The sequence below is a fragment of the Cytobacillus eiseniae genome, assembly GCF_017874625.1.
Taxonomy (GTDB): Bacteria; Bacillota; Bacilli; order Bacillales; family Cytobacillaceae; genus Cytobacillus; species Cytobacillus eiseniae.
The window spans coordinates 1-9488 of the sequence record NZ_JAGIKZ010000045.1; the positions used below are offsets into that span (position 1 = coordinate 1).

At 39.4% G+C, this 9488-nt stretch carries 8 protein-coding genes and 1 riboswitch; of the genes, 5 read left to right on the plus strand and 3 right to left on the minus strand.

Annotated elements, in window-relative coordinates; translation table 11 throughout:
* Positions 1-434: 434 nt before the first annotated feature.
* A complete protein-coding gene (locus J2Z40_RS19385; protein WP_066397005.1) occupies positions 435-1430 on the minus strand; it encodes an ABC transporter substrate-binding protein in 996 nt (331 codons plus the stop codon).
* Between the two features lie 118 nt (positions 1431-1548).
* Between J2Z40_RS19385 and J2Z40_RS19390 the strand changes: the two genes are divergently transcribed.
* Positions 1549-2328 carry an alpha/beta hydrolase family protein gene (locus tag J2Z40_RS19390; RefSeq protein WP_066397002.1) on the plus strand — a complete coding sequence of 260 codons (780 nt, stop codon included), beginning with the start codon at positions 1549-1551 and terminating at the stop codon, positions 2326-2328.
* Positions 2329-2431: 103 nt separating this feature from the next.
* On the opposite strand, the gene pckA is transcribed toward J2Z40_RS19390, so the two are convergent.
* Positions 2432-4018 (minus strand): phosphoenolpyruvate carboxykinase (ATP), encoded by a 1587-nt coding sequence (gene pckA, locus J2Z40_RS19395; RefSeq protein WP_066396999.1) that lies wholly within the window; start codon positions 4016-4018, stop codon positions 2432-2434.
* Between the two features lie 192 nt (positions 4019-4210).
* Here pckA and J2Z40_RS19400 point away from each other — a divergent pair, with 192 nt between their 5' ends.
* Both J2Z40_RS19400 and metK read left to right on the plus strand, forming a co-directional pair.
* A complete protein-coding gene (locus J2Z40_RS19400; protein ID WP_066396998.1) occupies positions 4211-4585 on the plus strand; it encodes a thiol-disulfide oxidoreductase DCC family protein in 375 nt (124 codons plus the stop codon).
* Between the two features lie 94 nt (positions 4586-4679).
* Positions 4680-4796: riboswitch (SAM riboswitch) on the plus strand.
* A gap of 231 nt (positions 4797-5027) precedes the next feature.
* Positions 5028-6227, plus strand: coding sequence for a methionine adenosyltransferase (gene metK, locus J2Z40_RS19405; protein WP_066396997.1), 1200 nt, complete (start codon positions 5028-5030; stop codon positions 6225-6227).
* A gap of 204 nt (positions 6228-6431) precedes the next feature.
* Here the strand turns inward: metK and J2Z40_RS19410 are convergent, their stop codons facing one another.
* On the minus strand, positions 6432-6947 hold the full coding sequence (locus J2Z40_RS19410; RefSeq protein WP_066396995.1) for a gamma carbonic anhydrase: 516 nt from the start codon (positions 6945-6947) through the stop codon (positions 6432-6434).
* Positions 6948-7161: 214 nt separating this feature from the next.
* On the opposite strand from J2Z40_RS19410, the gene J2Z40_RS19415 reads away from it, so the two are divergent.
* Both J2Z40_RS19415 and J2Z40_RS19420 read left to right on the plus strand, forming a co-directional pair.
* A complete protein-coding gene (locus tag J2Z40_RS19415; RefSeq protein WP_066396991.1) occupies positions 7162-7968 on the plus strand; it encodes an alpha/beta hydrolase in 807 nt (268 codons plus the stop codon).
* A 196-nt stretch (positions 7969-8164) separates the two neighbouring features.
* Positions 8165-9250 carry a tetraprenyl-beta-curcumene synthase family protein gene (locus J2Z40_RS19420; protein WP_066396986.1) on the plus strand — a complete coding sequence of 362 codons (1086 nt, stop codon included), beginning with the start codon at positions 8165-8167 and terminating at the stop codon, positions 9248-9250.
* Positions 9251-9488 lie beyond the last annotated feature (238 nt).

Genomic DNA, 9488 nt, shown 5'->3' on the forward strand with positions numbered 1-9488 from the left:
ATGACTGTCTCATGTCTCCCGAAAAAGTCATCAACTTGTGAAACCGGTCGCCAAGACTAGCTCATGTCTCCCGAAAAAGTCATCAACTTGTGAAATGGGTCGCCAAGACTAGCTCATGTCTCCCGAAAAAGTCAACAACTTGTGAAACCAGTCGCCATGACCAGCTCATGGCGACCGAAAAAGTCAACAACTTGTGAAACCGGTCGCCAAGACTAGCTCATGGCCCCCGATAAAATCATCAACTTATGAAACCGGTCGCCATGACTAGTTGATGGCCCCTGATAAAGCCATCAACTCATGAAACCGGTCGCCATGGCTGTCTCATGGCCCCCGAAAAAGTCTTCAACTCGTGAAATCGGTCGTCATGATGCTTTCCCCCTTGAACCATAGAATGGAGGAGGACTCTGTTCAGATGAGTCTGCAATCTTTTTAGGTTATTTCATCACATCTTCTGCAATTTCTGTGTTTACAAGGGTGCGATAATCTACGCGCTCAGGAAGTTCGCCAGCTTCCTCCATCACATCAAGCAGATTATTCCAGCCATCTTCTCCTACAACTGGATTTGTTGCAAAGGAGCCTTGGCTTTTATAGCGATCAACAACCATTTCGATTGTTTCAATATTTGTATTATCAAAATATCCTTTAATGACATCGGCAATATCCTTTGAGCTATTTTCCTCTACCCATTGCTGAGCTTTATAAATCGCTCGTGTAAATTTTTCAACTGTTTCCTTATCATCATTAATTGTGCTTTCTTTTGTCATAAATGTTGTGTACGGCAGATTTCCAGATTCCTCACCAAAGGATGCAACAATATAGCCATTACCTTCTTGTTCAAATACACTAGCAGTTGGTTCGAAAAGCTGGACAAATTCGCCTGTTCCTGAGGCGAAAGCAGGAGCAACATTTGCAAAATCAATGTTTTGAATTAAATCCAAATCCTGTTGCGGATCAATGCCATGCTTTTTTAAGACGAATTCCCCGACCATTTGCGGCATGCCGCCTTTTCTTTGACCAAGGAAGGTAACTCCTTTAAGCTGATCCCATGAGAAGTTATCAATTTTTTCACGGGAAACAAGGAAGGTGCCGTCAGTCTGTGTGAGTGCTGCGAAGTTAATGACAGGATCATTCGAGCCTTGTGCATACACATAAATCGATGTTTCTGAACCAACTAATGCAAAGTCAATGCTATCGGATAAGAGGGCGGTCATTGTTTTATCGCCACCAGCCGTTGTTGTTAACTCGACATTTAACCCTTCTTCCTCAAAAAAGCCTTTTTCGATGGCTACATATTGAGGGGCATAGAAGATCGATCTTGTTACTTCACCAATACGAATATTTTTTACCCCATCTTTTCCACAGGCAGCTAAGGGTATAATAAGAATGGCAATTAGAACAAGGGAAAAACTAATTTTTAGCCAATTTTTCATGAACAGGACCTCCCATATTTACAGTTCTATCAGGTTGTAAGCCTACAATATCGTATGAGGGTGCAAAAAATGTGTGAATGCCTATATAAGGAAAATTTTTACGGTAAAAGGAGAGTGGATGAAGATGGATCAAATTATCCATTTGGAAAGGTTTCCTTCCCCAAATCCAATGATTAAATTATCAGTTGTAACGTATCGATCAGGTGAATTAAAAGTGAAGGGGCTTCTAGCTGAACCTGATGATGATGGGGTATATGACGGTTTTCTTTACTTGCGGGGAGGAATTAAAAATGTGGGGAAAGTACGCCCAAGCCGCATTGTCCAATTTGCATCCGAGGGATTTATTGTGTTTGCTCCCTTTTATCGAGGAAATCAAGGGGGAGATGGCCAGGAGGATTTCGCTGGGGACGATCGCGAAGATGCCTTTTCGGCCTTTAAAATTCTCCAGTCTCATCCACGGGTAAAGGAAACCCATATCTTTGGTTTTTCGAGAGGTGGGGTGATGGCATTGGCAACAGCGATCCAATTTCCAGAAGCAAAGTCTATAGTTACATGGGGTGGAGTGAGCGATATGTTTCTTACATACGTCGAACGTAAGGATTTGCGAAGGATGATGAAAAGAGTGATCGGGGGCACACCAACTAAGTTTCCCGAAAGATACGAATATCGAACACCGCTTTTTCAATTGGAGCATTTAGCAGCCCCTGTATTAATTATTCATGGGGAACAAGATGATAATGTGTCTGTTGAACACGCCTATCGATTGGAAAAAAGATTAAAGGAATTAAATAAACCGGTGGAAAGCTGGTATTTCCAGGCGTTTACTCATTACTTTCCTCCAGCTGTCAATCGCAAGGTCGTAGAGGATTTAACTATTTGGATGAAGCAGCAATCATAAATAAGGGATGAGCGTTGATTGAAAAAAGGAATTGCCCAATAGGGCAATTCCTTTTTTCGGGGAATGAAGTTTCTTTTAAACATATCAATATTCAGAGGTTATATTAAGCGGTGGGGCCGCCTTTTTCGATAATTTCAGCTGGGACATTTGAGAACTTCTTGAAGTTCTTAATAAATTTAGCTGCAAGCTCCTTCGCTTTTGTTTCATAGGCAGCTTGATCCCCCCAGGTTTTGCTTGGCTGAAGCACTTCATCAGGTACACCAGGTACATGTAAAGGAATTTCAAGTCCAAAAATTTCATCTTTAATTGTTTCTATATGATTTAATTCACCTTCAAGTGCAGATTGAACCATTGCACGAGTGTAAGGAAGCTTCATGCGATTTCCGACGCCATATTCGCCGCCAGTCCAGCCAGTATTCACAAGGAATACTTTTGCATTATGCTCATCAATTTTCTTACCAAGCATTTCTGCATACTCTGTTGCAGCACGTGGCAAGAAAGGAGAGCCGAAGCAAGTAGAGAAAGTTGCTTCAGGGGATGTAACCCCACGCTCTGTACCAGCAAGCTTAGATGTATAACCGCTTAAGAAATGGTACATCGCTTGTTCCTTTGTTAATTTAGAGATTGGAGGAAGCACACCGAATGCATCAGCTGTTAAAAATACAATTGTATTCGGGTGTCCAGCAATACTTGGATCAACAATATTATCAATCGCTTGCAGCGGATAAGCTGCGCGAGTATTCTCAGTTAATGTATTATCATCATAATCAGCTAGACGGCTTTCATTGTTAATCACTACATTTTCTAATACTGAACCAAAACGGATCGCATCGAAAATTTGAGGTTCTTTTTCACGGGTTAAGTTAATGCATTTTGCATAGCATCCGCCTTCAATATTAAATACGCCATTTGGAGACCAGCCATGCTCGTCATCTCCGATTAAACGTCGATTTGGATCTGCTGATAATGTTGTTTTACCTGTTCCAGATAAACCGAAGAACAAGGCAACATCTCCTTCAAGGCCTACGTTAGCAGAGCAGTGCATTGGCAAAATGCCGTTTTCAGGAAGTAAGTAATTCATCACAGAGAAAATCGATTTCTTTATTTCTCCCGCATATTCTGTCCCACCAATTAACACTGTACGTTTTTCAAATGAGATAATGATAAATGTTTCAGAAGCTGTTCCATCCACAGAAGGATCTGCCTTAAAGTTAGGCGCAGATATAACCGTGAATTCTGCTTGATGATCCAATAATTCTTCATCTGTTGGGCGGATGAAGAGCTGATGAGCAAATAAGTTATGCCATGCATATTCATTGATGACTTGAATTGGTAAGCGGTGTTTTGTGTCTGCACCTGCAAATCCTTTAAACACAAATACTTCATTTTTTTCTTCTAAATAATCTAATACTTTATTATAAAGGTTATCGAATACTTCTTCAGAGATCGGTTGGTTTACACTGCCCCAATCGACAGTATTCACTGTTGACGCCTCTTTAACAATGTATTTATCCTTAGGAGAACGTCCTGTATATTTACCAGTTGTAGCAGCAACAGCACCAGTTGATGTTAAAGAACCTTCATTACGTGTTAATACCTTCTCAACAAGCTGAGGAACAGATAATTGAATTTGAATATGACTTCCTTTAAGCAACTCAGTTAATTTATTTGGAATGTGAACAGAATTCATCTGATGAATACCTTCCTTTGTTTTTATAGTATTTTTCTGAAAGTGATTACATCTCGTAAATAGTATAACACATTCAAATGATTAGTCTATACTATTTGAAAAAATTTTCCTTGAAAATAATGAAGATTCATCTTCCCCTTCTGGAAAAGGGGATGCTACACTTGATGTATCAAATATGAATGGAATGATCGGATGAAAACAATTGCTTTGTATGATGGGACCTGCTCATTATGTAAAGAGTCAAAGCGAATGTTTCAGAAGTTAGACTGGCTTGAAAAGGTGGAGTGGATCTCTTTGCAAGAATATGAAAAAGGGGAGCATACTCACATCTTTGACAAAGAAAGCTTACGTAAAGAGCTTCATCTTATTACCCCTACTGGCAAAGTGCTAAAAGGTTATTATGCGATTAGATATTTATTCTTACTTTTCCCAGCTTCCTGTTTAATCGGATTGATTGGTTATATTCCATTATCACCCATAATTGGCAAGCCTATTTATAAATGGGTAGCAAAAAATCGCCATAGATGGACAAAAGGAAAATGTAAGGATGGAAGTTGTTCTTTGTAGATAGACTAATTTAATAATAAAATCAACAATTTGTTTAGATAGTTATTGACATCAAACGATTTTATACGTTATCATTTTACCTTGAACGGATACTCTCTTATCCCGAGCTGGCGGAGGGACAGGCCCTATGAAGCCCAGCAACCTGTTAAAGATTTTTTTTAACAAAGGTGCTAACCTGACGCAAGGACGAAGGAGCCTTGAACGATAAGAGTGAAAGGCGCGAATTGATTTGTTTTCAACCTTTTCACATGAAAAGGTTTTTTTTGTGCAATGAATTGCGGCTTTTAATGTATTATTAATGTGAGTTTTTCCTTTCTATCAAGGAATATAAATAAAAACTCCATGTTTATTTCATACTACTTAGGGAATGAGTTCCGTATCAAATGAGATTTGCTTTTTAGATAAAGCATATCTACTTAACATATATAAAGGAGGAATCCAGATGTCAACAAAGCGTCATTTGTTTACTTCTGAATCAGTTACTGAAGGCCATCCGGATAAAATTTGTGACCAGATTTCAGATGCGATTTTAGATGCGATTCTTGCTAAGGATGCGAATGCTCGTGTAGCAGCTGAAACATCGGTAACGACAGGATTAGTATTAGTAGCAGGGGAAATCACTACTTCTACGTATGTGGATATTCCAAAAATAGTTCGTGAAACGATAAAAGAAATTGGCTATACACGTGCGAAGTATGGTTTCGACTCCGAAACTTGCGCGGTTTTAACATCAATTGATGAGCAATCTGCTGATATCGCTATGGGTGTGGACCAAGCGCTTGAAGCACGTGAAGGGCAAATGAGTGATGAAGAAATCGAAGCGATCGGTGCAGGAGACCAAGGGTTAATGTTTGGTTTTGCTTGTAACGAAACAAAAGAGCTTATGCCACTTCCGATTTCATTAGCACATAAATTAGCTCGTCGTTTAACTGAAGTTCGCAAAGATGAGGTTCTTCCATATCTTCGTCCAGATGGAAAAACACAAGTAACAGTTGAATATGATGAAAATAACAAACCAGTCCGCATTGATACAATTGTTATTTCAACTCAACATCATCCTGAAATTAGCCTAGAGCAAATTCAGCGCAACTTGAAAGAGCATGTAATTAATCCGGTTGTTCCGAAAGAACTGATTGATGAGAATACGAAATATTTCATCAACCCTACAGGTCGTTTCGTTATCGGTGGACCACAAGGGGATGCAGGTCTAACAGGCCGTAAGATCATCGTAGATACGTACGGTGGCTATGCTCGCCATGGCGGCGGTGCATTCTCTGGTAAGGATCCAACAAAAGTTGACCGTTCTGCTGCCTATGCTGCTCGTTATGTAGCGAAAAATCTTGTTGCAGCGGGACTTGCAGATAAAGTTGAAGTTCAGCTTGCCTATGCAATTGGCGTAGCTCAACCAGTTTCTATTTCTGTTGATACATTTGGCACTGGAAAAGTCAGTGAAGATGTATTGGTTGATCTAGTTCGCGAGCATTTCGATCTTCGTCCAGCAGGCATCATCAATATGCTAAATCTCCGTCGTCCAATTTATAAGCAAACAGCTGCATACGGCCATTTCGGTCGAACAGATGTGGATTTACCTTGGGAACGTACAGATAAAGCAGAAGTATTAGCTGCAGAAGCTTTGAAATAAGATAAAAAATAGGAACTGCGATTATATGCAGTTCCTGTTTTTTTATGAATTAGTATGATATTGGACAAAAAATGATTTTATTGGACAAAACCCCATGTTTATTGGACAAAAAATAAATATATTGGACAAAACATCAAGTTTATTGGACAAACTCCCCAATATATTCGCCAAACGTACAATTTTCTTAACCACTGGAATAATCTCTTACCCCTTTTGCAAAGACTTATAGTACTGCCCTTTTTCAGCATACTCTCTACTGATTCGTTCCATGTCTTTAATGTCTTCTTCGGTTAAATCACGAACGACTTTTGCTGGTCGCCCAAAAGCAAGCGTATTCGGGGGGATTTTTTTTCCTTGTGGCACAAGACTGCCTGCACCGATAAAGGCGCCCTCACCGATTTCGGCATTATCAAGAATAATAGAGCCCATCCCGATAAGTGCTTTTTTGCGAATAATACAGCTATGTAAAATCACTTGATGCCCAATTGTCACCTCATCTTCAAGAATCAATGGATTGTTCGGGCTTTGATGGAGAACAGAATTATCCTGAATATTAACCTTATTGCCAATGATTGTTGGTGCTACATCCCCGCGTATAACGGTATTAAACCACACACTCGATTCTTCGCCAATTTCTACATCACCTGTTATCGTGGCAAAATCAGCTATAAATGCTGACTCAGCAATTTTTGGTGCCGTTTCTTTGTATGGATAGATCATTTTATCACACTCCTATCACAGTTAATAGGCTGTCAATCTCCCACTTCAAGTAGCTCATATGAAAGGGGAATTCGTATTAAACAGCCTGAAAAGGTTTGATCAATAAGTTTATTTTAACATAGGAAGATTATATGTGATGAATTGATCTTTCTAAGCTATAATTTAAATAGATTATGTTTTTTGTGCTTCAACATAAGGTTTAGGGGGAAGAATGATGTGGAAATGGGAAGCTGAGGGAGAAGCGAAAGCAGTCATTGTGATGGTACATGGTGCGATGGAGCATCATCGCCGCTATGGTTGGCTAATTGAAATGTGGCGTTTATCTGGCTTTCATGTCATTATGGGTGATCTTCCAGGCCAAGGGATGACAACAAGGTCGCGCAGGGGGCATATTGATTCATTTGATGAATATCTCGATGAGGTGAAGGATTGGATTTCTGCTGCTTATCAATTTGATTTACCTGTCTTTCTTTTCGGACATAGTATGGGTGGCTTAATTGCGATCCGCCTACTTCAAGAGGAAAAAATGAATCTAGCAGGGGTGATCCTGTCATCCCCATGTCTAGGATTGATAAAAAAGCCATCTAAACTACTTAACCTGGTTTCTTACGGATTAAATCTTATTATTCCTAGCTTAAGAATCGATTCGGGGATCACGGTAGAAATGGCAACAAGCAATCAAGATGTAAGAAATGCAGATGAAAAGGATACACTATATATAAAAAAGGTCTCTGTTCGCTGGTATCGGGAACTGATTGATGCGATAAAGCTTGGGTTTGAAAAGCTTGAGCATACTCAAGATATTCCAATGCTTGTTATGCAAGGTGGAGATGACCTCATTGTCAATAAAAAAACAGTGAGAGATTGGTTTAATCTTGCTCCACTTTCTGAGAAGCGTTTTAAGGAATGGCCGAAATCCTACCATGAAATATTTAATGAACCGGACCGTGAAGATGTATTTGAATATGCTAAGGATTTTGTTACAAGTCAATTAAAGGCGATTGGTTATATTGAGAAGTAAGATAAATTGTCTAGCGCCTGCCTCCGATGTACAGGACGTACTAGTGTCGACAATGCGGTAGGACTTCGCGCTTTTGTCGATTCCATGGTCACAAGCAATCTATCCAGAAGGGAAAGAACAACCTTCTAGCTAGTTTGAATTGTGCCATGCCCGAAGCTGAGCAAGGCGCTTGCGTATTTTTATTAGGAGTGGTTAGATGGGTGTTCCTTCCATGCCGATTAGTTTAATGTCAAACATATATCGAAAGGTTTTGCCTTTAGTTCATAGAGAATTAGACTTTTGGAAGAAAAGAGCGGGGGAGATCCCAAATTTAGAGCTAAGAAAACAGGCATTGGCAAGCATTGAGCATAAGACCTTCCATTGTGAGGGAGGTTCGATTATGGCCTTAATGGCGAAGGATAAATATCCTCTAGCCATTAAGTTCATCGTTGCTTACCAGACAATTAGCGATTACTTAGATAATCTTTGTGATCGCAGCACTTCTCTAGATCCTGATGATTTTTCTGCTCTCCATGAGTCCATGGCAGATGCCTTAACAATAGATGCTGAACCGAAAAATTATTATCGCTTTCGAACCGAGCAGGAGGATGGCAACTATTTAGCTGATCTTGCAGCTACTTGCAGGAATGTCCTTATTGAGCTTACTAATTACGGAAAAATAAAAAATCACTTACTTGAGCTTTGCCAATATTATTGTGATTTGCAAATCCATAAGCATGTGAAGGTAGATGAGCGTGTTCCTCGTTTGCAAGATTGGTATCAGCAGTATAAAGGGCAAATACCTGAAATGGAATGGTATGAATTTTCAGCTTGTTCTGGTTCTACACTAGGTATCTTCTGTCTAATTTCATATGCGATGAGAGATGATTTTGAAAGTAGCGATGCTGAAAAGATTCGCGATGGCTACTTTCCATACATACAAGGACTACATATTTTACTTGATTATTTGATTGACCAGGAAGAGGATCGTGCAGGTGGAGATTTAAACTTTTGCTTTTATTATGAAAATGAGGAAAAGCTATTTGAACGATTAAAGCATTTTGTTCTCGAAGCAGACAGGCATACAGAGCATCTTCCACATAGGCGGTTTCATCAGTTAATTAATCGTGGCCTGCTTGGTATTTATTTATCTGACACAAAGGTTAGAAAACAGAAAAATGTGAAAAAACTTGCGAAAAGCATGATAAAAACGGGTGGTGCTGTTAGCTATTTCTTTTATATGAATGGCATGATGTATCGGATGGTACAAAAATGGATTCCGCTTCATTTCAAAAAAGCATGAATGCAATTAATCGTTTTATCAATCAAAAGGGTAAGCCTGTGTATCAAATCAAGGCTTGTCTTTTTTTTATCTGAGGATTATATGGATTTGAGCACAAAAGGACAATATAAGCAGAAAATCGAAGAAACTGTCCCATAGGAGTGCTAGACTTGCATAAAGGTTCCATAAATTAACAATGAGGTATATTACAGCTGTCTTACATGCTGGTTGATGAGTGTATTTTTCATAATGTGCACTT